The 24684-nt window shown below is 39.7% G+C and carries 22 protein-coding genes; 3 read left to right on the top strand and 19 right to left on the bottom strand.

Translation table 11 applies throughout. From position 1 onward, the window contains the following. Positions 1-2: 2 nt before the first annotated feature. From Q0376_RS03285 to Q0376_RS03225, 13 genes are all read right to left on the bottom strand, one after another. Entirely contained in the window at positions 3-974 is a 972-nt protein-coding gene (locus tag Q0376_RS03285) for a polyprenyl synthetase family protein (RefSeq protein WP_298704055.1), read from the bottom strand. Continuing rightward, entirely contained in the window at positions 971-1663 is a 693-nt protein-coding gene (gene yihA / locus Q0376_RS03280) for a ribosome biogenesis GTP-binding protein YihA/YsxC (protein ID WP_298704052.1), read from the bottom strand. Before yihA ends, Q0376_RS03285 begins: the two co-directional genes overlap by 4 nt. Beyond that, entirely contained in the window at positions 1660-3972 is a 2313-nt protein-coding gene (gene lon, locus Q0376_RS03275) for an endopeptidase La (RefSeq protein ID WP_298704049.1), read from the bottom strand. Before lon ends, yihA begins: the two co-directional genes overlap by 4 nt. A 99-nt stretch (positions 3973-4071) precedes the next feature. Next, positions 4072-5298 (bottom strand): ATP-dependent protease ATP-binding subunit ClpX, encoded by a 1227-nt coding sequence (gene clpX / locus Q0376_RS03270; protein WP_298704047.1) that lies wholly within the window; start codon positions 5296-5298, stop codon positions 4072-4074. Between the two features lie 21 nt (positions 5299-5319). Beyond that, entirely contained in the window at positions 5320-5913 is a 594-nt protein-coding gene (gene clpP, locus Q0376_RS03265; protein WP_298704044.1) for an ATP-dependent Clp endopeptidase proteolytic subunit ClpP, read from the bottom strand. A gap of 49 nt (positions 5914-5962) precedes the next feature. Continuing rightward, a complete protein-coding gene (tig, locus tag Q0376_RS03260; protein ID WP_298704041.1) occupies positions 5963-7279 on the bottom strand; it encodes a trigger factor in 1317 nt (438 codons plus the stop codon). A gap of 364 nt (positions 7280-7643) precedes the next feature. Beyond that, positions 7644-8099 (bottom strand): CBS domain-containing protein, encoded by a 456-nt coding sequence (locus Q0376_RS03255; protein ID WP_298704038.1) that lies wholly within the window; start codon positions 8097-8099, stop codon positions 7644-7646. A 115-nt stretch (positions 8100-8214) separates the two neighbouring features. Next, entirely contained in the window at positions 8215-9144 is a 930-nt protein-coding gene (locus Q0376_RS03250; RefSeq protein WP_298704035.1) for a hypothetical protein, read from the bottom strand. Between the two features lie 16 nt (positions 9145-9160). Then, complete coding sequence (rlmH, locus tag Q0376_RS03245) at positions 9161-9637, bottom strand: 23S rRNA (pseudouridine(1915)-N(3))-methyltransferase RlmH (RefSeq protein WP_298704032.1); 477 nt, start codon at positions 9635-9637, stop codon at positions 9161-9163. 4 nt (positions 9638-9641) lie between these two features. Then, positions 9642-10760, bottom strand: coding sequence for a S1C family serine protease (locus tag Q0376_RS03240; protein ID WP_298704029.1), 1119 nt, complete (start codon positions 10758-10760; stop codon positions 9642-9644). Positions 10761-10775: 15 nt separating this feature from the next. After that, positions 10776-11573 (bottom strand): MBL fold metallo-hydrolase, encoded by a 798-nt coding sequence (locus Q0376_RS03235; protein WP_298704026.1) that lies wholly within the window; start codon positions 11571-11573, stop codon positions 10776-10778. A 43-nt stretch (positions 11574-11616) separates the two neighbouring features. Next, on the bottom strand, positions 11617-12450 hold the full coding sequence (gene larE, locus Q0376_RS03230) for an ATP-dependent sacrificial sulfur transferase LarE (RefSeq protein WP_298704023.1): 834 nt from the start codon (positions 12448-12450) through the stop codon (positions 11617-11619). A 324-nt stretch (positions 12451-12774) separates the two neighbouring features. Continuing rightward, positions 12775-13911 (bottom strand): RuBisCO large subunit C-terminal-like domain-containing protein, encoded by a 1137-nt coding sequence (locus Q0376_RS03225; protein WP_298704020.1) that lies wholly within the window; start codon positions 13909-13911, stop codon positions 12775-12777. Between the two features lie 912 nt (positions 13912-14823). Here Q0376_RS03225 and Q0376_RS03220 point away from each other — a divergent pair. Further along, positions 14824-15984 carry a pyridoxal phosphate-dependent aminotransferase gene (locus tag Q0376_RS03220; RefSeq protein ID WP_298704017.1) on the top strand — a complete coding sequence of 387 codons (1161 nt, stop codon included), beginning with the start codon at positions 14824-14826 and terminating at the stop codon, positions 15982-15984. 119 nt (positions 15985-16103) lie between these two features. On the opposite strand, the gene Q0376_RS03215 is transcribed toward Q0376_RS03220, so the two are convergent. The 5 genes from Q0376_RS03215 to Q0376_RS03195 form a co-directional block, all read right to left on the bottom strand. Further along, positions 16104-16517 (bottom strand): flavodoxin, encoded by a 414-nt coding sequence (locus Q0376_RS03215; protein WP_298704014.1) that lies wholly within the window; start codon positions 16515-16517, stop codon positions 16104-16106. Between the two features lie 14 nt (positions 16518-16531). After that, on the bottom strand, positions 16532-17098 hold the full coding sequence (locus Q0376_RS03210) for a DUF3793 family protein (RefSeq protein ID WP_298704011.1): 567 nt from the start codon (positions 17096-17098) through the stop codon (positions 16532-16534). 319 nt (positions 17099-17417) lie between these two features. Next, complete coding sequence (locus Q0376_RS03205) at positions 17418-17969, bottom strand: hypothetical protein (RefSeq protein WP_298704009.1); 552 nt, start codon at positions 17967-17969, stop codon at positions 17418-17420. Between the two features lie 106 nt (positions 17970-18075). After that, complete coding sequence (locus Q0376_RS03200; RefSeq protein ID WP_298704007.1) at positions 18076-18459, bottom strand: thioesterase family protein; 384 nt, start codon at positions 18457-18459, stop codon at positions 18076-18078. Positions 18460-18516: 57 nt separating this feature from the next. Beyond that, complete coding sequence (locus Q0376_RS03195) at positions 18517-19089, bottom strand: DNA-3-methyladenine glycosylase I (RefSeq protein WP_298704004.1); 573 nt, start codon at positions 19087-19089, stop codon at positions 18517-18519. A gap of 614 nt (positions 19090-19703) precedes the next feature. On the opposite strand from Q0376_RS03195, the gene Q0376_RS03190 reads away from it, so the two are divergent. Then, complete coding sequence (locus tag Q0376_RS03190; RefSeq protein WP_298704000.1) at positions 19704-20822, top strand: M20/M25/M40 family metallo-hydrolase; 1119 nt, start codon at positions 19704-19706, stop codon at positions 20820-20822. 214 nt (positions 20823-21036) lie between these two features. Beyond that, positions 21037-22386: an MATE family efflux transporter gene (locus Q0376_RS03185; protein ID WP_298703997.1), complete on the top strand. Its 1350-nt coding sequence runs from the start codon at positions 21037-21039 to the stop codon at positions 22384-22386. Between the two features lie 127 nt (positions 22387-22513). Here the strand turns inward: Q0376_RS03185 and Q0376_RS03180 are convergent, their stop codons facing one another. Next, complete coding sequence (locus Q0376_RS03180; protein WP_298703994.1) at positions 22514-24013, bottom strand: DASS family sodium-coupled anion symporter; 1500 nt, start codon at positions 24011-24013, stop codon at positions 22514-22516. Positions 24014-24684 lie beyond the last annotated feature (671 nt).

The following is a 24684-nucleotide window of genomic DNA, read 5'->3' as shown; positions in this document are numbered from 1 at the left end:
CATTACACCTTTCTATGAGCCAAGGAATTTAATATATCATAGAGCATGGACTTACCAGCAAATTCTGGCAAGTTCTGTAGGCCTTCGCTGGCCATCTTTTCATACCTTGCTTCTAACTCAATGGCATTGGCTACGCCACCATGATCAACAACATAATCAATGAGCTTGTTCTCTTCAGCACCATCAGCGATAGCATGCACATAGGAACTAACAGCGTCTTGATTCGCCTCTGTTACAATGCTGAGCAAGGGATAGGTAATAAGACCTTCTCTTAAATCCTTACCTACTGGTTTACCCGTAGTTTCAGAAGTCGCACTGTAGTCCATAATATCATCAGTAATTTGAAAGGCCATACCTAGGCCATGACCATATTGTTTCAGTGCCGCTATCTGCTCTGCTGGCCATTGGCCTAATAAGCCACCAATTTCCATACATGCTTCAATAAAATCAGCGGTTTTCTTCTGCGTCTTAGTTAAATAACGATCCACACCCTGATCAACTTTAAACACATCTTCCATTTGCATAAACTCCCCTTCTACTAAGGAGGTAATAATAAAGGAAAATGCTTTTAGCACTGCTACAGAGCCTACATCGGCTACAATATCAAAAGCTTTGGCAAATAAATAGTCCCCACTTAAAATGGCCACTTTATTGCCTTTGCTACAATGAATGGCTGGCACGCCACGGCGTACAGCAGCTTGGTCCAACACATCATCATGAATCAAAGTAGCTAAATGCAGCATTTCTATAGCTGCCGCAATAGGCACGCGTTCGCTTTCTTTTGATGTACCAGCCCCTGCAATGAGAAGCGCTAAACGGGCTCGTAAGCGCTTTCCCCCTGCAGCGGATAAGGGGCGTATCAATTGGTTAAAGTCTTCAGAACCAGTCTGCAAAGACTCAGCCAAATAAGCATCAACCTTAACTAGGTCAGCTTGTACTTGTGCTAATATTTGCGTTTCTCTTTCCAAACTCATTCCTCGTCCCCCAAAATCACTTGATTAATACGGTGTAACAGTAATTCACGTCCCGTATGTTTTAATGAACTATAAAATATTGGCGGCTCCGCTGTAGGAAATTGCTCCTTAATGAGACGCCGACTTTGTTGTTTTTCTTTGTTATTTAACTTGTCTGTTTTAGTAACCACAATTTGTAATGGCACACCCGCCTCACGAAGCCAATTAAACGCTTCTTGATCGATAGGCAAGTCAGGATGACGTGCATCCACTAATAAACATAGTAACATAAGTCTGTCTGATTTTAAAATATAATCAGCAATAAATGATGACCAAATATTGCGATTGCTTTTGTCTGTTTTGGCAAAGCCATAGCCTGGTAAATCAACGAGGAACCACTCATATCGTTGCTCCGCCTCCTCACTAATATCTTCTTTAGAAGTAATAGCAAAGAAATTAATTGTTTTTGTCTTACCTGGTTGCCCGCTCACTAAGGCCAAACCTCGATGATTGCAAAGAGAATTAATCAAGGAAGATTTCCCTACATTGGAGCGCCCTAAAAAGGCGATTTCTACAGTATCTCCGTCTGGATATTGATCAGGCCGTACTGCAGAAGCCACATATTGGGACGCAATAATGCGCGGCCCCGTAGGGGCCTTACGCGTATATACAGGTTTGGGCTGTTGTTTTACTTGCTTTTTTTTCTTCATTTTACAAACGCTCGTGCTAATACATCATCCATAGTTTTAACTGGTGTTATGGTCAAGCCTTCTATAACTGAAGCAGGCATTTCCTCTAAGTCTTTAATATTGCCATGAGGAATAAATACTTCTTTTATACCATAGCGAAGGGCTGCTAATAATTTTTCTTTTAAGCCCCCAATAGGAAGAACTCGACCGCGCAATGTGATTTCGCCAGTCATCGCCAAGTCAGCGCGAACTTTTCGGTTCGTAAGAGCTGATACAATAGCCAAGGTCATCGTAATACCAGCAGATGGACCATCTTTTGGCGTTGCACCCTCAGGCAAATGAACATGAATATCCAAAGTCTTATGGAAGTCATCTGCAATACCTAAGGATTTAGCATTATGACGAATATAAGAGAGCGCAGCCTGTCCAGATTCTTGCATTACTTTACCTAGACTCCCTGTTAAGGACAATTTACCAGTCCCTGTCATAGTCGTTGTTTCACATGGCAATACAACACCACCTACAGAGGTCCAAGCGAGACCACATACTAAGCCAACTTGCGCATTCTTCTCCCGTTCTTGTTCTAAGTAAATCGGTGCGCCCAAATAATTAGGCAGATTTTTAACCGTCACTTTTGGTGTTGTTTCAGAGCCACCAACCACTTCAAAGGCTACTTTACGTAAAATTTTAGCAATTGTTTTCTCTAACGTACGAACCCCTGCTTCACGAGTATACTCAGAAATAACTTTGCGAAGAACTGCATCAGATAGTTTTACGCCCTTACCGGCAAGACCATTCTTTTTAATTTGCTTTGGCACCAAGTAGCGCTTAGCAATTTCTAATTTTTCATCTTCCATGTAGCTGGATAGTTCAATTACTTCCATACGGTCCATTAATGGTCCTGGAATATTGCCAGGTACATTGGCCGTAGTAATCCAAAATACATCAGAGAAATCAAATGGTAATTCTATAAAATGATCACTAAAGGATTTATTCTGTTCTGGGTCTAAGACCTCAAGCAAAGCTGAGGATGGATCCCCTTTATAATCAGACGCTAATTTGTCGATTTCATCAAGCAAGAATACAGGATTGCGTGTGCCTGCATTTTTTAAGCCTTGAATCATACGGCCTGGCAAAGCTCCAATATAGGTACGACGATGACCACGAATTTCAGCTTCATCGCGCACACCGCCTAAGGAAGCGCGAATAAATTCGCGATTCATAGCCTTAGCAATGGATGTAGCCAAGGACGTTTTACCTACCCCAGGAGGCCCTACTAAGCAAAGAATAGAACCACTTTGGGAATCAGATAATTTACGCACAGCCAAGAACTCCAAAATACGTTCTTTAACTTTTTTAAGGCCATAATGGTCAGCGTCTAAAATCTTGCTAGCTTCATCAATTTCTAAGCGATCTTCAGATTCCTTATCCCAAGGAAGAGCTAATACCCAATCTAAATAGTTGCGAAGAATATTAGCTTCTGGCATCATAGATGGCATGCGGCTATACCGATAGATTTCTTTATCAATACGCTCGCGAATATCACCAGATACATGTAACTCGCGAAGGTGCTCACGAAGTTCTTGTGCTTCTTCATCAGGGTCAGACTTATCGCCCAACTCATTGTGAATTACGCGAATTTTCTCGCGTAGGAAGTATTCTTTTTGCGCTTTCTCCATTTGTTGACGCACTTGATTATTAATAGAATTTTCTAGATCAGAAATCTGTAATTCCATATTCAAGGCCCCCACAACCATGTTGAGACGACGCAATACATTGAGCTCACTTAAAAAGTTTTGACGGGTTACCATCTCAGTTTGTAAAAACTGTACAATTTGGTCTGCTGTTTCAGATGGATCCGTGCGCTCCATGACACGGCGAATTTCATCATCTGTAACAAGTTTTGTTTCTTCCGCCCATTTAATAAAATTAGATTGTGCTAATCGACGGTACGCTTCCGTTTCAACTTGATCGCCATACTCGGATACTAAGGTCTCCATTTTAGCTTCGTAATACACTGGACCTTCTGTAATTTCTACTACCTTAGCCCGCGTAATCCCTTCTACTAAAACGCGCACAACCCCACCAGGAAGGCGAAGCATTTGTTTAATTTTTACAATGGTACCTACTTCAGCGATTTCATCTTTTGTAGGATTTTCTATTTCATCGTCTAATTGTGCAGACACGGCTAATAGACGGTCATGAGCCATAGCTTCTTCAACTGCTCTAATAGACTTATCGCGTCCCATTTCAAGACGTACTTCTACTTTTGGAAATACTACCATACCACGCAGTGGCACTAAAGGTAGGGAAAATGTGGTCTCGCTCATATAGACTCCTTTCCAAATTTTATATTTATAAAAAGAAACTCATTCCCGAGGAAATGAGTTTCTTAGACTTACAATTAATTCGTGCCTTTAAGGGCTCACTCATTTTTTGAGTATCGGCTCTGCTGTGCCCTCCACAGCAGCACGGGTAATTATACATGTTTTAATATCTTCCTGTGAAGGAATATCATACATCACCTGTTTCATAACCTTCTCAATAATTGAGCGAAGGCCACGAGCCCCCGTATTGCGCGCAAGCGCCAAAGAGGCAATTTCTTGCAAGGCTTCGTCTTCAAACACCAAATCCACATCCTCTAAAGACAACATCTTTTGATATTGCTTAACTAAAGCATTCCGTGGTTCAGTTAGGATTTTAATCAATCCTTCTTTATCCAATGGATCTAAGGTTACCATAACTGGTAAACGACCAATGAATTCTGGAATGAGACCAAACTTTTGCAAGTCTTCTGGCACCACTTCTTTTAAAATGGCAGAAATATTTTTTTCTTCTTGCTTTTGAATGTCAACACCAAAACCTAATGTTTTCTTTGCTGTACGCTTAGAAATTACTTTTTCTAAGCCATCAAAGGCACCGCCACATATGAACAAAATATTAGTTGTATCAATTTGAATTAACTCTTGGTGAGGGTGCTTACGACCACCTTGTGGCGGTACGGATGCTACAGTGCCTTCTAAAATCTTTAGCAGCGCTTGTTGTACCCCTTCACCAGACACATCACGCGTAATGGACGGATTTTCCGATTTACGAGCGATTTTATCAATTTCATCAATATAGATGATGCCTCGCTCAGCTTTCTCTACATCATAATCAGCGGCTTGGATAAGCTTTAGAAGGATATTTTCCACATCCTCCCCTACATAGCCAGCTTCTGTTAAACTTGTAGCATCAGCCATAGCAAACGGCACTTCTAATAATTTAGCCAAGGTTTGGGCTAATAAAGTTTTACCACTACCAGTAGGACCAATGAATAATACATTTGCTTTTTGTAGTTCTACATCATCTACTGTATTATTCACCTGTAAACGTTTGTAGTGATTATATACAGCTACAGCTAGTGAAACCTTAGCTGCATCTTGTCCTATTACATATTCGTCTAAATATGCTTTTATTTCATGAGGCGTAGGCACATGAGATAAGGTAAATCCACCGTCTCTATCATGGCCTAGCTCATCTTCTATAATATTTTGACAAACTTCTACGCATTCATCACAAATATATACATTAGGACCTGCTACTAATTTTCGAACTTCATCCCCAGTTTTTCCACAAAAACTGCAACGTAAAGTTTCTCTATCGTTTCTTTTCAAGCCTAGTCCTCCTAGTTATCATTATTTACTAATTGATAACGGCCGTTCTAGCACTTCATCAATTAAACCATATGCTACAGCATCTTGGGCACTCATAAAGTTGTCGCGATCAGTATCCGCTTTAACGCGTTCCATATCTTGACCACTATGAGAGGCAATGATGCCATTTAATTCTTCACGCATACGTAAAATCTCACGGGCATGAATCTCAATTTCAGTAGCCTGACCTTGTACACCACCTAATGGTTGGTGAATCATAACACGGGCATGTGGTAAGGCATAGCGTTTACCTTTAGCACCGGCTGTTAAAAGTACCGCACCCATACTAGCAGCAGAACCTACACAAATTGTAGATACATCAGGCTTGATGTACTGCATTGTATCATAAATAGCCATGCCAGCTGTTACAACGCCACCAGGACTATTAATATAGAGATGGATATCTTTATCAGGATCTTCAGCCTCTAAGAATAATAATTGAGCAATGACTACATTAGCTACTTCATCATTAATAGGGCCACCCAAAAAGACAATGCGATCTTTTAACAAACGAGAATAAATATCATAGGAACGCTCACCGCGTCCACTTTGTTCTACCACGATTGGTACATACATAATACACCTCATGTCCATGTACCTAGATGGCTAGATATGCTATCGCTAATTACTCAGCTTTAGCTGCTTCTGCTTCGTTGCCTTTAGCATGAGCAACGATGAAACCTGCTGCTTTTTTGCGAGCTACAGAGTTAGCCAACATAGACACACGGCCTTCTTTTGCAATAACATTCCAAACTTCTTTAGGGTCAGCACCGAATTGGCGAGCCATAGTGAACACTTCCATGTTTAAGTCATCTGGAGTTACTTCGATATTTTCAGCTTTAGCAACTGCTTCTAATACGAGGTCAGTGCGTACATTTTTAGCTGCGCTTTCTTTGTATTCAGCTTTAAGACCATCTAAAGTTTGGTTAGAGAATTGGAAATATTGATCTAAACTCAAACCACGGCTTTCCATGTTCATAGCTAATTCTTGAATCATTTGTTCAACGCGTTCTTCAACCATGATTTCAGGAATGTCTACAGTAGAGTTTTCTACAGCCTTTTGAACAATTTCAGTAGCATACGCGTCCATTACACGACGGTTTTTGTCTACTTCCATTTGTTTTTTAAGGTCTGCTTTTAATTCTTCAAATGTTTCATAAGAACTTGCTTCTTTAGCAAATTCATCATTTAATTCAGGAAGTTCTTTACGTTTAATATCGTTTACATGAACTTCAAAAACAGCTTCTTTACCAGCTAATTCTTTTGCATGGTATTCTTCAGGGAATGTTACAGTAACTTTTACATCATCGCCAGCTACATGACCGATTAATTGGTCTTCGAAGCCAGGAATAAAGTTGCCAGAACCAATTTCTAATGGATAGGATTTAGCTTCGCCACCAGCAAATGGAGTACCGTCAACAGAACCTTTGTAGTCGATAACTGCGAAATCGCCTGTTTCAATTTTAGCGCCTTCAGCAGCTACTACCATTTTTGCTTGTTGGTTGCGAATATTATCTAATTGTTCTTGAATTTCTTCATCAGTTACAGTCATATCGCCTTTTTCAGCTTCTAAGCCTTTGTAGTCGCCAAGAGTTACTTCAGGGCGTTTTACAAAAGTAGCTTTGAATACTAAATCTTTACCTTCTTCGAAAGCTACGCGTTCGATTTCAGGTTCGCTTACTGGTGTAAGGTCATTAGCGCGAAGTGCTTCTTGGTAAGCACGACCAGCTAATGTATCAAATGCTTCTTCAAGGATTGCTTCTTTGCCGAAGTTCATTTCTAAAATGCGGCGAGGTGCTTTACCTTTACGGAAACCAGGGATATTTACTTGACCAGCAATGCGTTTTACAGCTTGCGCGATACCTTTAGTTACGTCCTTTGCAGGTACTTCAATTGTTAATGTTACCTTATGTTGATCAACAGGGGTTACAGTTGCGTTCATGAAAATATGTCCTCCTTGAGGGCCCGAGCCCAAAATTATTGAGGGCGTATGCCCAAAATCTGTTTTTTTATATTGCATTCCTAATCTTATCATAAAACTTCATTGATTGCAATTTTCTTATATAAATTGCTAGTTTTATTAATAATACGCCAGAACGCACAAAAATAATTCATCCTAACATACAAGCAAGGCTCTCTTGTCTAGCAAAAGGGCCTTGCTCATAAATTTTTTAACAAATCGTTTATGCTATTCACTTACGACTTATAGTTATAAGGGAATTCTTAGGAGGTTCCTAAGCTTTTTATGGAACGTTTAAACCATATTAGGACCGGGCTTACGCCCTTTATGCGCCTTAACAGTCTGATTATAAATCTTTAGCAATAAGTTCCACCACATCTTGACGGCTAAATACGCCAACTAATACATCATGGTCATCCACGACTGGCACAGTTTTTAAATGCTTTTCTAACATAGTAGCTACCACAGCTTCCACTTCTTCCGTCGCCTTGCAAGTAATGACATCCTTAGTCATCAATTCTTCTACATGGACGGCCAAGAGCTTCTTAAACTGTGCATTATACTCACCAATGCCACTGTAATAAATACTAGCTCCTAATACATTGACATAATGAGGTGCATGAGGTCTAACTTTTTTGTAAAGTAAGTCACCTTCCGTAATAATGCCTCTAAGCTTATCATTGCTGTCGACTACAGTAATAGCATTTACTTTGTATTTAACCATAAGCTGGGCAGCTTCACTAATTGTAGTGTCTCCCGTAATGGTAGTTGGATATTTGTTCATAACTTCAGAAATTAACATATGAATTCCTCCCTTCGATGTTATCTCTCTCGAAATCTATTCTATATACATATAGTTAGACAATGAATAGGGAAATTCCTTCTCATAATTTAAATTTCTTATTATTTTTTACAAGTTATTTCACCAATATATAAATTGCCATAGCAATGATTACCAAGCCTAGTAAGGTAGCCGCTACCATAATACCTCGTTTATTGCCACCTTCACCACCTTGCACAGTTTCAATAAGATTGCCGTCTTCATCATATTGATGACGGTATTGGCCTTCTAAATCATCGTAGTCTCGCACATCTTCCAAGGTCTTTTTATAACGTTGATTAGCAATGGCTTGCTTGCGTTCTTGCACATCTTGTTCCATTTTATGAACTTGAAGATTTGTCAAATCAACTTTTAAAGCACGTAACAATGCTTCAATAAATATAAAGCGACGTTCAATAATCGTATTTACTTTATAAGTCTGTTGTAACCAAGATTGGTAAATGGATAATTGCTCTACATGTTTAGCTTCTTCACTAGCAGTCTGTTGTGCCTCTCCTTCTGCACCACCAGGCTGAACCGCTACAGTGTCCGAATCTGTAACAGCCAACTCAGATTCTAAAGCATTAATTATAATTTGCATATAATTCGTCAAAGTCGTAAGCAAAATATTAAAATCAGTATTTTGCTTAACTAAGTCAATTTTTCGCTGCAAAATATAATTTTGTGCAAAGCCCCCTTCTTCTAACACTTTAATCTTATTCGCCGCATCACCATAGGCATTTAAAGCGGTAAGCACTAGGCTATTAGAATGGGCTATATCACTCACACTGCGATCAATCATTTGGCGACGCTCGCTTTCATTAGCATCATGCGCTACCTCCGCCTGACACTCATCTAACTTAGCTTTTAATTCTTCAATATACGCCCCATTTTCCTTAAATACGGTTTCCGCCGTTTCCACACTATCCTTATACAGTTCATAAAATGCACCAGACCCTTTTAACTCCTGTGTTTGCATTAAACGCTCTGGCAAGGGCAAACCAAAAAACTCATTTTGATTGTCCAACTATGACTCCTCCTTATTACCAATGATAGGGTTCATTTCTATTTATTTTACATGCACGATACAATTGTTCCACCAACAATAAACGCACCATTTGATGAGTAAACGTCATGGCACTAAATGACAAGGCTAGATTAGCGCGTTGACGCAATTCCTTTGAAACGCCAAAGGCACCGCCAATGACAAAGGTCATTTCACTAATGCCATCTACCTCTAAACGCTGAATCGTGGCCGCCAACTCTTCTGAAGAAAGGGACTTGCCCTTTACATCTAAAAGAACCACAAAGGCTTTATTGGCAATTTGCTTCATTACTCGACTGCCCTCTTCCTCAACTATGGCAGCTCGCTGTGCCGCATCATGGCTACTTTGTTTACTTTCATTGAGCTCTATAATAGTAGCGCCTCCATAGGGTGCTAAACGCTTTACAAATTCCTCTACGCCCTCACGCAAGTAAGCCGTTTTTAATTTGCCTATAGTAATAATAGTAAATTTCATATCTTTATTCGCTCTCCGGCATAGTACCAAGAGGTAAAGAGATGCGGCGTTCTACGCCTTCACTTACAATGGTAAGCTCTAGTGTTTCTCCTGGCTTATGACTATCTAAAATTTGCTTTAAAGCTACTAAATTAGTAATACTTTTTTCACCTACACCAATAATATAGTCCCCTTCATGAATGTCCGCTGCTTCTGCTGGGCCATCAGAATATACGCGAGCCACTAACAATCCATCGCGTTGTAACGCATAGCCGTATTTAGCAGCCCCTGCTTTATCCAATAAGGCTAAACCTAAATAAGGACGCACCACTTTGCCTTTTTCAATTAGGGATTTCACAATTGGCTTCACTTCATTAATAGGAATGGCAAAACCCAAGCCTTCAATGCCAGTATGGGCAATTTTTTCACTATTAATCCCTACGACTTCACCATCTGCATTCACTAACGCACCACCAGAATTCCCTGGATTAATAGCTGCATCCGTTTGGATTAAAGGAAAGCGCTGCGTTTCCATATCAATCATGCGATTTAAAGCACTTACAACGCCAGCTGTAACTGTGCCTTGAAATTCTAGTCCCAAAGGATTACCAATGGCAATCGCCGGTTCACCAACTTGTAAATTATCTGAATCGCCTAATGTGGCTACAGGTAATGTATCCTTAGGCTCTATTTTAACCACTGCCAAATCAGTTAGTGGATCCACGCCTACAATCGTCCCCTTTTGAGAGCTACCGTCCGTTAAGGATACAGTCACAGACTTGTCTTGCGCGCGAGCCACCACATGATAATTAGTTACAATATAACCGGCTTTATCTATAATCACGCCTGACCCCACGCCTTCACCAACAAGAACTTGTTGATCAAATACATCCCGGCCATACACTTTTGTAGTAATGCCAACTACAGAAGGGCCCGCCTTTTTCACGGCTTCTACAATGGCAGTATCACGATTAGCTGTTAAGGGTACATCTTTTTTGCCCCCTGTACTACCTACCTGAACTGTTTCTTTCGTTGTATTTTGTGCCACATTAAAAAAGTCTTTAGACATATAGCCACCTACACCACCCACTATGAGTAGAACAAGGGCTATAATCACAAATATATAACGTTTATTAGAGTCCATACATACCTCCTAATCTTATTTAATGCTTACAATCTCTTTAGGTTGGCCATGAAAAATCTGTAAATCAGTTCCCACCAATAGACCTTCTTGGGTTAACAATTTTGATACTGTATGGTCCACCACTGGTTCTGCATTATTCTTTTCGGACCTATGGGCCATAATAACTTTTAAATTATTAGGGCGCTTCATCATGAGTAACGCTTGGGCTGCGCTTTCATTGCTCAAATGCCCTTCGGCTCCTGCTACACGGCGTTTTAAATCCGCCGGATAGGGGCCATACCGCAACATTTGGGGATCATAATTCGCCTCTAATACGAGTAAATTGCTTTCATCCATATGCTTTAACATAGCCTCTTCTACAATACCCGTATCAGTCATAAAGGTCAATTTAGAATCCCCGCCATAACAACTTAGACCGATTGGATCCACCGCATCATGACTTGTTTTAAATATATCAACTTCTAAATCACCAACAGTCAGGTGATTTCGTGTCAACTCATGTAATTGTTTAAAATTAATAGCCTTACGTCTTACGATTTCACGCCACGTAGAGGCTTTAGTGTATACAGGCACATCATATTGTTTTACCAATTGTGCCAGTCCATTCATGTGATCCGTATGCTCGTGTGTAATACAAATACCAGTCAAATCGTCTGGACGCAGGCCTACTGACTTAATTCCTTGTACAATACGACGTGCACTAATGCCAGCATCCACAAGCAGCAAGGTCTTTTTGTAAGCAATCAAAGTGGCATTCCCTTTACTACCACTGGCTAACACATGAACAGCCATTTTATTTACTGATTCTTCCACTATTACTCCATCTTCTTTGTACTAACTAAATCTATTACGCTACCTATTTAGTCGATTCTACTTCGCGATTTAAATTGCCACTTTTAAAGGCTTGTAAGTCAATACTTACATAGGTAAATCCAAAGGCTAAAAAGGCTGCTACTACTTGATTGCGAAATGCCGAATCGGTAAACAACGCAAATTCTGCGTCCCCTACTTCGATACGCGCCATACCTTCATGATAACGAACGCGCAAAGGGGTATGAATATATTTATGTAAATACGCCTCACCAGCCTCAACCATGGCAAGGGCTTCGCCAGTAATTACGTGGTCATAGGGAACGCGTGTAGCCAAACAAGGAGAGCTAGGCTTATCCCATACAGCGAAGCCCCACTCCTTTGCTACAGTGCGAATATCCTCTTTAGTAAAGCCATTCTCTAATAAAGGGCTCCTCACTGTGCCCAATTCTTCTAAAGCCCGCATACCGGGGCGATAATCCTTGGTATCGTCCACATTGCCTCCATCCAATACTTCCGCAATGCCCTGCGCCTTGGCCCAATCTATCAATTGTTGAAATCGATTCTTTTTACAGTAGTAGCAACGATTTTTATCATTGCGCACAAAATCAGGCAATTCCAATTCATTAATTTCTACAATCGTATGTGTAATCCCTATGTCTTTTGCAAATCGCTTTGCGTCGAGAATCTCTTGCTTCGGTAAGGTCGGTGAGCTCACTGTAAACGCCTGCGCCTTAGCGCCTAATACACGCTGTGCCACGGCAGCTAAAAAGGTGCTGTCCACACCACCAGAAAACGCCACCACTACACTTTCCATGGCCTTTAACTGAGCCATTAAATTATCCAACTTAGTTTGTAATTCTTCTGTCATTGTACTCATCTCTCTTTAACATCTTACACGACGCGGTCCCATTTTTAATATCTTACAGGACTCAATCCTAGAAAATTACAGTATCATAGCCAGCCACCAGCTACAGCGCACTAGTAAACATAATCTAATTAACATATCTAGCTAACACAATCTAGTTAGCATAGTCTAGTGAGCATAATCTAATAGACAGAGCCTAACCAATATAATTTAGTAGATATAGTCTAGTAAGCATAATCTGATAGACATAGCCTAACCAATATAATTTAGTAGATATAGTCTAATAAGCATAATCTAATAGACATAACCTAACCAGTATAATCTAATAAATATAGTCTAGTAGGCATGTTGTTCTAATATATGGATAAACACCTTTGTATTTTCTTGTAAATCCTGACCTCGCCTAAACATATCGCCTCCAACTAAGAACATCGTGTCCTTACCATAGGCATCTAAAAGCTCTGGTAAGCGAGCCTCGGTTACGCCACCGCCAGGTGAAGGGCAAGCGGCCTTCAAGCCTGTTACGGGCTTAGTGCAATAATGATGAATTCGTTGACATGCTTCTTTAGAAAAGGTAAACCGACCACCATAGGAAACAAAAATAGGCATATCAGCCCCAAATAAACGGGGAAAAAATGACATCCATAAATAATCGGCAATGCCACTTACACCAGGCAAGGCAAAGCCTCCCATAAAAGCAGGATGACTAATAATCGGCAATTGTAGGTTTTTATCAGCTGCCAAACGATATAGCCAACCAAAGCCCACTAAAGCCGGCGCTACCATAAGTGCTGTTGCGCCAGCCTCTTTGGCTTCGTAAGCACGTTCTAATACGGCCTCACCGTCAGCCGATACATTGGCAGCATACAAAGTATGACCCCCACTTTGCAAATTAGCTTCCCCGATGGCATCAGCACAGCGTGCTATACGTTCTTTAAAAGGAGCAAAAGGCTGGTCAGTAATACCATGGTCATCTTTTATAACATCGGCACCGCCCAGCACATATTGCTTGCACATATGCGCTAATTTTTCTACAGATAAGCCCATAGGCTTGATTACGGCCTGCAAAAAGGCTCGATTTGTTACCCCCGTCAATTCCCGTAGGCCACTAATCCCAAAGCGCGGACCACCATAATGAGCCAATAGCGAATCCGGTAATTCTACATCAATAACCCAAATATGAGGTTGTAAAGAAGAATTACCAAAAATCACATTTAATAATTGAGTCGCTTCAAAAGCCGTTGTCTCTACGCCATAGGAAATGCGCGCACAATAAAAACCCGGTTCACTCGGCTCTAGTTGTTCTAAACGACCAACTACTTGATTTTTAATATCTTCATCCCATAGAAAATCATAAGGAAACTCAATCGTTTGTTCTACCTGCACAGACCAGGCAATTGATTTTGCCTCTTCATACGTTTGTGCTTCTATTTGATAGATTACTACGAACCGTTCCGTACAGAGAGTTTTCATATATAACTCCTAACTTATATAAATTATAGTACCTATGCAAACCACCGTGCTTATGTAGGTATAGTGATTATACCAATTACAGTATGTATACGGATAATCATGCATGTGCGAATTATTGTTCTTATGCAGCGTATCCTACGTATACATTCATTGTACCATTCAATACATTTATGTAGATTACATACTAGCACTTACTAGTACAATATAATGAATCTTCCTATCTATTTTACAAAACTTACGCCTAAAATACTACCAAAAGAGTGAAATATTCCTAAGATTTTCTCCCTTATTGCAATGTAAATGCCCTTATAATCTCACCGCTTTCTACAAAAAAGAAGTAAGCAAATTTGCTTACTTCTTTATAAAGATATTTATATGATTTAATTTATGGACTATCACTCATGTGATGTAATTTATACGATGCCCTCATGTGATTTAATTTACGCAAGTCCACTCATCAAGCGATCCATAATCACTTGCACAGGCTCTATGTCATGAATAAAAGATATGCCTAGGCCAAAGAAGCAAAAAAACGTCTACATCTTGATACCTTAGATCCACAGTTACAATTTCATATACGTTTTTATTGTTATGGTGGCATAGGTATGACGAGAGAATGGGTCTTATTGGATGACCATACAACTGCAGAAGATGTTGTTACCCATATGTTTAATTCAATGCCCCCTGTACTTCAAGAAATTTACTTTAATAAATAAAAATGCTCATGTTCTTATAAAACGCGCTTTAAATGAGCCTCACTAAACGCACTCTTTAAATGAAGTCTTTAAATGAAGTCCTTTAATGATGGCCTTAAATGGATTCTCTACTAGAAATAGATTTTTTATGATACACTAAATTCATAAAGAGAGATTTCCTACTATGCTTACGTACTAATCAAAGGAGAGAGATATTATGAATTGGGAAAATCGTATATCCGAAGTGTCAAAACAATTACCCCCTTCTGGGATTCGTAAAATTTGGGAAATGGCCCTATCTATGGACAATGTTTTGTCCCTTGGTGTAGGCGAGCCAGACTATGCACCGCCAACGAAAGTATTGAATGCTTGTATAGCCAGCCTAGAGCGAAAAGAAACAGGCTATACTAGCAATGCAGGACTACTCGAATTACGAAAGGCCATTCGTCATTGGTATTATAATCGTTATGGTGTAGATTTTACCGAAGACGAAATCATGCTCACTATCGGTGCCAGTGAGGGGATTGATTTATCTATGCGCGTACTGCTCAATGAAGGTGATGAAGTTCTCATCCCTGACCCATCTTATGTAGCCTATCCTGCCGAAGTCGCATTGGCTAAAGGGGTTCCGGTTATGGTTCCTACGACCCTAGAAGAAAGCTTTAAAATTACCCCAGAAGCCCTTGAAAAGGCGATTACACCACGCACTAAGGTCTTACTAATGGGCTACCCTAGCAATCCTACAGGGGCCATTTTAACTAAAACCGAATTAGAACAAATCGCCGCCCTTGTCATAAAACATGACCTTATCGTTGTAAGCGATGAAATTTATTCCGAACTCACCTATACACAAAAGCACAGCTCCATCGCCGCCTTACCAGGCATGAAGGAACGTACTATTATACTCAATGGTTTTTCCAAGGCCTATGCTATGACAGGGCTTCGTATTGGTTTTATGTGTGCCCCACGAGACGTCATTACACAAGCGCTTAAGATCCATCAATACAGTATTGTGGCTCCTGCTACACCGGTGCAACACGCAGCGATTGTAGCTTTAAACGAATGCGATGATGCCATTCAAGCCATGCGTGACGAATACAATGCACGGCGCGATTTAATTGCATCTGGCTTCCAACAAATGGGCTTGCCTATTGCTGTACCAGATGGTGCCTTTTACGTCTTCCCTGATATATCTGCTTGTGGCCTCGATGATATGGAATTTGCTGTACAGCTACTTCAACAAGAGCATGTTGCCGTGGTTCCTGGCTCCGCCTTTGGTGCTTGCGGTCGTGGCCGTATTCGCTGCTCTTATGCATCATCTCGTGAAACCATTACAGAAGCCTTAAAACGTATCGAACGTTTTATTCACCACATTTAGCCACGCCTTTTGTCTTATAAATCTATAAACCAAAAGAGACGATAGAAATTCTATCGCCTCTTTTTTTATGTCTTATATTTGATATAAAGCTTTTATATGCTTATATATTAAGTTTAATCTTATGCATTAGCCAATGCTTTGCCAAGAGCTACACAATCAGCTTCATCTTCTGGAGCACCTAAAATTGCAAGATTATCTGCTACAATAGTAGCACCTGCGCCTTTTACGCGTTCTGCCCAGTCATCAAGCCAAGTACCACCCCAACCATAGGAGCCGAAAAGTACTACCTTTTTGCCGGATAATTTACCTTCTAAATCAGCATAAAATGGTTCGAATTCCATTTCTTCAAGTTGTTCTGCACCCATGTCAGCACAACCAAGAGCAATTTTATCAAAAGCAGCTGCTTCATCAACAGAAATTTCAGAAACAGATTTCACTACTACTTCTTGACCAGCTTCTGCAATGCCTTTACCAATTGCTTCTGCCATTGCTGCTGTATTACCTGTGCCAGACCAATAAATTACACCAATCATTTTATTACCTCCTACTAGCATGCCGTTACGGCTACTAATGACTCTAATTGTTTACCATTTAAAAGCTGGGTATGACAGTAATTTCTGCATGCCCGAAAACAATGAAAAGAGTGCATCGCTGACATTGGATTGCCATATACTTTCCACTCACCACATAATTTATAACCGCTCCCTTTATAGCGAATAAAAGCGCGTACATCATGTAATGGATAGCCTAAAAATAGGCCTATTTCATGTGGAAAATCTGAGCGTTTTTCTAGTCGTTCACGCAATCGAGTAAGCCATGTGTCTAATGACTCACTGGGTAAATAACCATATAAGCGTAAAAACGCTAAGTGTTCAGGGCGACGCAAATATTCTTCTAACATGCGCTTACGAAACACCAATAACAAGCGACGTTGGTCGCAATGACACAATTCAGAAAAAAATAATCCTCTGTCATTAAATTGAGCATTATACACCGACAAAGCCGTTGTCAATTGAAGTTCCATATCTCGCGGTATTGCCACAAGATTCGCCACCTTGATTCCCCGTATTGCCGGCGCACAATGATATCCGATAATCGTTTCAATCGAGTTCATTATGATCTACCTGCCTTTTTCATTGGTTTCAGGAGAACACTTGCTCTCAAGGCTGTCATACTAGTAAATCCGGATTTAATTAATAGTTTTTCTCAAAATATGTATTGACTATTAATTTGCGAAAAATAATTAAGCTAACTATCTTCTAAAATCATAATACAATTAAAGTATCATTCTGTCAATAAAAATGAAATCAATTTTCATTACTATATTTTTCGATATATATAATAAAAAGGCCCTCAAAAGAGAGCCTTTTTTAATTGCACTTTAATTTTAAAATCTACTTCAATTCCATATACTTTATAATTCAAAACACATACTATTTTTCTTCAATATTCATTTTATCTATGAGACCTAACGCGGTCAACTCCTTCAACAGTCCCGCTTCAGCACGATAGGCCTTACTCTGACCTTCAAATACATATTCCATCTCACGACCATCTTTTTCGTCATAAATGGTAATCAGTGCAGGCGATGTGTAACAAATGCCATTGCGAAGTACCACATCACTGCGACTAATGCGTGTATCTTTCGCCTTATCTGAAAATTGATATACGCGTAAATGAATCCCATCGGATTTTGTATCCTTAAGTTGATAGTATACATACTTTGAAAAGCCCTGGTCATAAAGCACTTCGGCTTCCAAAAAATTATTGCGTATAAAATCTCTTGTCACATTGGCAGCCGGTCTTACCCTAGGCGCTGGCTCATGATTCACAATCACTGTGACTTGCTTATCTGACTCAATGACAATGCCCAAATCATTATAATTGCTAATATTAATGTCCTGATCAGCCCCCTGCACCGGTGTAGTACCTACAGAAGCAGCCCACAAAGTAGCACCTAGCAAACTGTACCAATGTTTTCTCATGCCCTAATTCACCCTTTCAACAATCTATCCCTAGTATCTCAAAAGCCCCTATTATACCTAATAGTAAATAAAGTGTACACTCTATTGTTACATATTTTATTTTACTCTATTTACTTATTTTTGACATAAATTTTTCAATGTTTATAATAAAGCGTTCATGGGACCCTTGTCCAATAACTTTATCGCCATCATAGGCCCATACAGCGAAGGAAATACGACGATTTTCCACAGAAATCACTTCTGCCTTCGCCATAATCTCCGCCCCTACGGCAGAGGGGGCATCATGCGTTATAGTCAACTTAGTGCCAACTGAACTCTCCCCTTCCCCTAAATGTGCAGAAATGGCAGCGCAGGCTGCTTCTTCCATCAAAGCACACATAGCAGGTGTGGCAAAGACTGGTAGTGCTCCGCTCTTCATTGTTTTTGCTGTATTAACTTCACTCACTGTGACTGTAGCTGTTCCTACTAATCCCACCGTTACTTGACTCATTATGTATCCTCCTAAAAAAGTACTTCCTGTATATATTGATTTGCTTAACTGCCTAGATTATTGGCTTAACTCCTTATACTGTGGGCAGGTCATAATATGATCATTCACAACGCCGATGGCTTGCAAAAAAGCATACACAATCGTAGGCCCTACAAAGGTAAAACCACGCTTCTTTAAATCTTTGCTTATGCTCTCCGCTAATGGTGTGACCCCTGGCACCTCAGCCTGCGTTGACCAAGATCCTTGTATGACATTACCATTAGTAAAATGCCAAATATACGCATCAAAAGAGCCAAACTCGGATTGTACCTTGCGAAAGGCTTGTGCATTTTTCCGCAAGGAAGCAATTTTAAGGCGATGTCTAATAATACCTGGATTCTTAAGAAGCTCTGCTTCCTTGGCTTCATCATAAAGAGCTATTTTATTTATATCAAATTGATCAAAAGCAGCGCGCATCGACTCGCGACGCTTTAATACCATAGTCCAAGTTAAGCCGGCCTGCATAGTTTCTAAAATTAAAAATTCAAATAAAATTGCATCATCATGAACGGGACGGCCCCATTCCGTGTCATGATATAGACGCTCTTCCTCACTTCGATAGGCCCAACTACACAATTTAGATTCACTCATCATATAGCTCCTTTTTATATTACACTATTGCTATTTACACGATTGCTGCTTACACTATCTCTATTTACACTATTTCTATTTACACCATTTCCTTTTACGCGCTCTGTCCTTTTACTAACCGTACGTCTCCTATAACTACCTTTCATCTACACATTGTCAGCTATTTGATACTACTTATACAGCTTACTGTACTTTTTATAACTATACGTTTGCCATTAATATTAGTTACAACTATACTTTTGCCATCAATATTGGCTCTTGTATTATACCATATTTCATTTTTAGCATAATTGTTTTTACTTTTTATCATAAAAATATGGCTTTTTTTTGTTTTTTAACGTATCATAGAAGTAATGAATGATCTTTTAATATGGAAAAACAAGGATATTTTGTCTCTTGTGAATAAACTTTAATCCTAAGTAAATGGATATTATTTACCATTACTCACTTCGCACAAAATAGACAAAATCCGTACTTTCCTTTGCTACAAGCGAGAACAAACTATATACAAAATATAGCTATTTCGTTAGGCCTTTTTGTATAGGTTTTAATCAGTTTGTAACTGTGCATTAACTTTGTATCTGTTTGTATCTATTAGTAAAAGGAGTATCGTCATGATTAATGAAGAACGCGTATTAAAAGAATTTTTAGAGTTCATCCAAGTTCCTTGTTCAAGTTTTAAAGAGCGTCTAATTGCAGATATTTTGATTAAACGATTGACTGACCTTGGCTTCTCCATCGAAGAAGACGATGCAGGACAAAAACTAGGTGGCAATACAGGTAATATTGTAGCCACTCGCAAAGGCAATGTTCCAACAGCACCAATGATTATGCTCACAGCCCATATGGACTGTGTAGAGCCATGTGCCAATATTAAACCTCAAATAAAAGATGGTCTTATCACGTCTGATGGCACGACTATTCTTGGGGGCGATGATAAAGCTGGCGTAGTTGCCATTTTAGAAGCCTTACGTGTGATTGAAGAAAAAGACTTACCTCACGGCGACATTCAAGTTGTATTTACCATCGCCGAAGAAAAAGGCGTACAAGGTTCCAAAAATATGGATGCGTCCTTATTAAAAGCTAAACATGGCTTTACTTTTGATACATCGGGCGCTCCTGGTCGCATCGTTCGCAAGGCGCCAGGTCAAAACAAACTTAAATTAGTTGTCACTGGTAAAGCGGCTCATGCTGGTAATGCCCCTGAAAAAGGTATTAATTCCATCATCGCCACAGGCAAGATTTTAGCCAAATTCCCGCAAGGCCGAATTGATGATGAAACAACTTGTAATATTGGTACCATCACCGGTGGTAGCGCTACCAATGTCGTAGCTGAAACTACTACAGTTATGTTAGAAGCTCGAAGTCGTGTAAAGAGCAAATTAGACGCTCTTACTAAAGACATTGTAGCCATTTTTGAAGAAGGTGGCAAAGAAACTGGTACAGAAGTTGAAGTGACTGTATTACCAGCTTATGATCCATTTGATTTACCAGAAGATTGTGAAACAATCCAAATCGCCAGCAAGGCAGCTGAAGCTCTTGGCTTCCCTGTTAATGTAGTTGAATCAGGCGGCGGCAGCGATGCGAGCTTCTTCAATGCCTTTGGTGTACCAACTACTGTACTTGGCGTTGGCATGACTAATGTGCACACTAAAAATGAATGCATTTTAGAAAAAGACCTCTATGATTCCGCTCGCCTAGCCCTTCAAATCATTCAAGAAGTTGCTAAATAAGTCTCATATAGTCCTAAACTAGAATCACTATATCTGGCAATAAAAATTAGACAAGTTACTTAAGTCATGTTACAATAACCAAATAAGTTAGAAATTACATAAGAACGACTGCTTATTTTTGTCGCCGGATAAAAATAAAAAAGCATCAAAGCATCTTTCGTAGGCCATTGAAGATAGATGATTTGGTGCTTTTTTTGATGAAAGGATTGACTCTATGAAACATTATTCTAGTTTAACTGATAAAATCATTAATTTTATAAAACTAACTATTCCCGTCATTTTAACACAATTTGCCATTACTGGTGGCTCCTTTATGTCCATTGTTCTAACGGGACAATACAGTACCATCGACTTAGCGGGTATTTCCGTTGGCTATAATATATGGGTGGCCTGCTTCTATGGTATTTCAGGCATACTATTAGGTTTATTACCAATTCTTGCTCAACTACGAGGCGCTCACAAGGTGGAGCGCATTCCTGTTACTATAATGCATGGTTTCTACGTGGCTACCATTTTGGCAGCCCTTTTGATTATTAGCGGTATCGTCGGCCTTAAGCCTTTGCTTAATTATCTCAACCTAGCCCCTGATGCATATGAAATCTGTATTAATTATATGATGGCTATTGGTGTAGGCATATTACCACTCATTTGGACTTGTACCTTGCGTAATACGGTGGACAGTCACGGCTACACTAGATATTCCATGTACATTATGCTAGCTGGTATCTCTTTGCATATCTTCCTAGATTTTGCTTTAATATTAGGTTATTTTGGTTTCCCTGCCCTCGGTGGCTTAGGCGCTGGTATTGCCACAGCCATAGCCTATTGGTTTAACTGCCTCGCCTTCCTAGGCCTTCTTATCTGGGGAAAACCTTTTAGAAAATATAATCTCTTCAGACAATGGATTACACCAGATTTCGTATATATAAAAGAACAATTTTCCATAGGAATTCCCATTGGCCTTGCTATTTTCTGTGAAAGCAGCATTTTTAGTATAGCCGGTCTCGTCATCACGCAATATGGCACCGAAATCATTGCCGCCCATCAAGCTGCGAATAGCTTTGCCAGCCTCTTCTATGGTTTTCCCCTTAGTATTAGTACCGCTGCTACGATTGCCGTCGGCTATGAAGTGGGGGCCAAAGAGTTTAAAGAAGCTAAGACGTATTCATATATTGCCCGTGGAAGCGCTATTATTATCGCCATCTGTGTAAGCGCCTATACTTTTACTCATTTAGATCAAATCGCCACATTATACACCAATGATTATAGTATGGTCGATTTAATTGGCACCTTCTTAGCCTATGCAGTCTTCTTTACCGTTATCGATGCCTTTGGCACCCCTTTACAAGGCATCTTACGAGGCTATAAAGATGTTAAGATCATCTCCACCATTGCCATCACTTGCTATTGGGGCGCCAGCATTCCCATTGCGGCCTTCTTTATGTACGCTCTTAATTGGGGCCCCTATGGTGTGTGGATGGGCCTCTTAGGTGGCGTATTAATCGCTGCGCTTGGATATTTATGGCGCACTTGGTATATTCAAAATAAAAAGTTTGCTTATTAATTCGCCCAAAACAAAAGGCTGCCGCAATTAGCGGCAGCCTTTTTATTTGCTTGTCCCCATAATTTTATATATAGTATCTGCTCCTTATCCCTATTCCAATACTATATCACTACAAATGCCTTAAATCTTATACGAAGCCAATCCAATGCCAATATGTCGAAGCCATTAATAATAACATGGCATAGCCTATAATTGTAATTGGAATCCCTGTTTTCATAAAGGTTTTAACTTCAAACGTACCAGAACTGTATGCCACCATCCCCTGTGGAGAGTTAACTGGTAAAATAAAACCGAAGCAAATAGAGAACTGTGCAATAACTGTAAGACCTACTGGATTTACACCAGGAATATTAACGGCTTGCACTATGGAAATAACGATAGGAATCATCGCCGAAGCCAAAGCTGTAGCTGATGCAAAGCCTAGATGAATGGCAATAAGGAATAAGGTAATAGTTCCTAATAAGGCGAATACAGACAAGGTTTCCAATGTAAACATATGGATAAATGCATTAGCTAACCAAGTAGCCGCTTTTGTTTTTAATAGAGCAGAACCCAAACTAATACCCGCCCCGAACATAACAATGGAACCCCAGTCAATGCGACTTTGTGCATACTTCCAATCAATAATACCAATTCCTGGCAATAAGAAAATGGCAATGGCTACAATCGTCGTAGTAGATGTATCAAATTTATGTAAATGACCACCAGTAGCCCAGAAACCTAGAAGAATCACAGATAAGCATAATAATTTCTTTTCATTGAAGCTCATCGGCCCTAATTCTCTAAGATGACGCTGTAGTTCTAATTGAGCTCCTTCTAAATCCATTTCATCAGGTTTTAGTAACTTCATAGATAAGAAATAGTAAATTACAATCATAGTAAGTGAAAATGGAGCGGCTGCTAATAACCAATCAAGCCAAGACACTGTTGTATTAAGTTGCTGTGAGATAAAACCTACAGCTACTAAATTTTGTGCCGCTGCAGTCTGAACCATAATATTCCACAAGGTGTCAGCTTGCGTAGCCCCCACCATTAAGAGAGCGGCCAATTTACTTTGACGATTAATACCTAAACTATCTAAAATCCCCAAAATAATCGGCACTAAACAAGCAAGTCGAGCTGTTGCGCTTGGTACAAAAAATGCGAGAATAAAGCCTGTAAAGATAACACCCATATAAATATGGCTGGTTTTAGTACCTATGCGAGATAATACATTTAATGCAATGCGCCGATCTAAGCCGGTTTTAGTCATAGCCACCGATATAAACATAGCCGCAGCTACTAAGGCCCAGGCTGGTGTAGAATAACCAGATATGGCAATTTTAAGGGCATTACTTGTACCTAATAATTTTGCCGGTGCATCAATATTAGGCGCGGTCCCCAGAAAGAGGGCTGTCAAGGCCGTCAATAATGTAGCACTTATAGGATACGATACAGCACTGGTAATCCACATAACAATAGCAAAGAATAAAATAGCAATCATGCGGTGACCTGCAGTAGACAAATCACTTGGTGTAGGTAAGCACAAAATGGCAATTAACACTAAAAAGCTAATAATAAGGCTAATTGGCTTGCGATTCTTTGCCGGTTGTGCTGCGGGCGAGGTGGTTGCGATAGGTTTTGTCATGTACATCATCTCACTTTCTAATGTGGAAACCGTCTTACCTACTAACCAAAAAGCTACCTCCCCTTTTTGCCAGCTCCTTCTTAGAACAGTAAGTACAAGCTCCCCTGAGTCATAGAATCCTAAAAATCGCAAATCTAACCGAAGCGCTAAAAATGCACTTATTCATACAATTCGACACAGATTTTCTTATACCTTTAATAAATTTTCATAATAAGTAAATTCATCTCCTAGAACAATAACTTAGTTTTAAATGTCCTTATATCATGAGTATCCTAGCTTATATTTCTCAATTTACGTCACACCGCACAAATCTATAGTGTACACAAACAGTCCACTATTAATAAGCAATGAGAAATCTGTAATAAAAAAATCTGTAATAAAAAAATCTGTAATAAAAAATCTGTAATAAGAAATCTGCAATAACCACTCTGCAAGTACAAAAAGTCAATCATCCCACGCCTCTTCTTAATCTTAGGATTGACGCTACTACAGCACTGAAATAAAGAAAAAAATGGCATGAAAACAATACGCTGTTTTCATGCCATTAAATTTATCTTATGTACTTACTATTAATAATGTAAGTCATCAGCACCGATACGATGACGGAATGTCCAGTAAGTCCAACCTTGGTAAATCAATACGATTGGTACAAAGATTAAAGCTACTACAGT

The sequence above is a fragment of the uncultured Veillonella sp. genome, from assembly GCF_937981445.1.
Taxonomy (GTDB): Bacteria; Bacillota; Negativicutes; order Veillonellales; family Veillonellaceae; genus Veillonella_A.
The sequence above is the reverse complement of the archived record's forward strand: the minus strand, read 5'-3'. Positions and strand labels throughout refer to the sequence as shown.

Bases quoted from the DNA above. Each gene is read 5' to 3' on its own strand.
- Q0376_RS03285 (WP_298704055.1), bottom strand. From the start codon at position 974: ATGAGTTTGGAAAGAGAAACGCAAATATTAGCACAAGTACAAGCTGAC.
- yihA (WP_298704052.1), bottom strand. From the start codon at position 1,663: ATGAAGAAAAAAAAGCAAGTAAAACAACAGCCCAAACCTGTATATACG.
- lon (WP_298704049.1), bottom strand. From the start codon at position 3,972: ATGAGCGAGACCACATTTTCCCTACCTTTAGTGCCACTGCGTGGTATG.
- clpP (WP_298704044.1), bottom strand. From the start codon at position 5,913: ATGTATGTACCAATCGTGGTAGAACAAAGTGGACGCGGTGAGCGTTCC.
- tig (WP_298704041.1), bottom strand. From the start codon at position 7,279: ATGAACGCAACTGTAACCCCTGTTGATCAACATAAGGTAACATTAACA.
- Q0376_RS03255 (WP_298704038.1), bottom strand. From the start codon at position 8,099: ATGTTAATTTCTGAAGTTATGAACAAATATCCAACTACCATTACGGGA.
- rlmH (WP_298704032.1), bottom strand. From the start codon at position 9,637: ATGAAATTTACTATTATTACTATAGGCAAATTAAAAACGGCTTACTTG.
- Q0376_RS03240 (WP_298704029.1), bottom strand. From the start codon at position 10,760: ATGGACTCTAATAAACGTTATATATTTGTGATTATAGCCCTTGTTCTA.
- larE (WP_298704023.1), bottom strand. From the start codon at position 12,450: ATGAGTACAATGACAGAAGAATTACAAACTAAGTTGGATAATTTAATG.
- Q0376_RS03225 (WP_298704020.1), bottom strand. From the start codon at position 13,911: ATGAAAACTCTCTGTACGGAACGGTTCGTAGTAATCTATCAAATAGAA.
- Q0376_RS03220 (WP_298704017.1), top strand. From the start codon at position 14,824: ATGAATTGGGAAAATCGTATATCCGAAGTGTCAAAACAATTACCCCCT.
- Q0376_RS03215 (WP_298704014.1), bottom strand. From the start codon at position 16,517: ATGATTGGTGTAATTTATTGGTCTGGCACAGGTAATACAGCAGCAATG.
- Q0376_RS03210 (WP_298704011.1), bottom strand. From the start codon at position 17,098: ATGAACTCGATTGAAACGATTATCGGATATCATTGTGCGCCGGCAATA.
- Q0376_RS03205 (WP_298704009.1), bottom strand. From the start codon at position 17,969: ATGAGAAAACATTGGTACAGTTTGCTAGGTGCTACTTTGTGGGCTGCT.
- Q0376_RS03200 (WP_298704007.1), bottom strand. From the start codon at position 18,459: ATGAGTCAAGTAACGGTGGGATTAGTAGGAACAGCTACAGTCACAGTG.
- Q0376_RS03195 (WP_298704004.1), bottom strand. From the start codon at position 19,089: ATGAGTGAATCTAAATTGTGTAGTTGGGCCTATCGAAGTGAGGAAGAG.
- Q0376_RS03190 (WP_298704000.1), top strand. From the start codon at position 19,704: ATGATTAATGAAGAACGCGTATTAAAAGAATTTTTAGAGTTCATCCAA.
- Q0376_RS03185 (WP_298703997.1), top strand. From the start codon at position 21,037: ATGAAACATTATTCTAGTTTAACTGATAAAATCATTAATTTTATAAAA.
- Q0376_RS03180 (WP_298703994.1), bottom strand. From the start codon at position 24,013: ATGACAAAACCTATCGCAACCACCTCGCCCGCAGCACAACCGGCAAAG.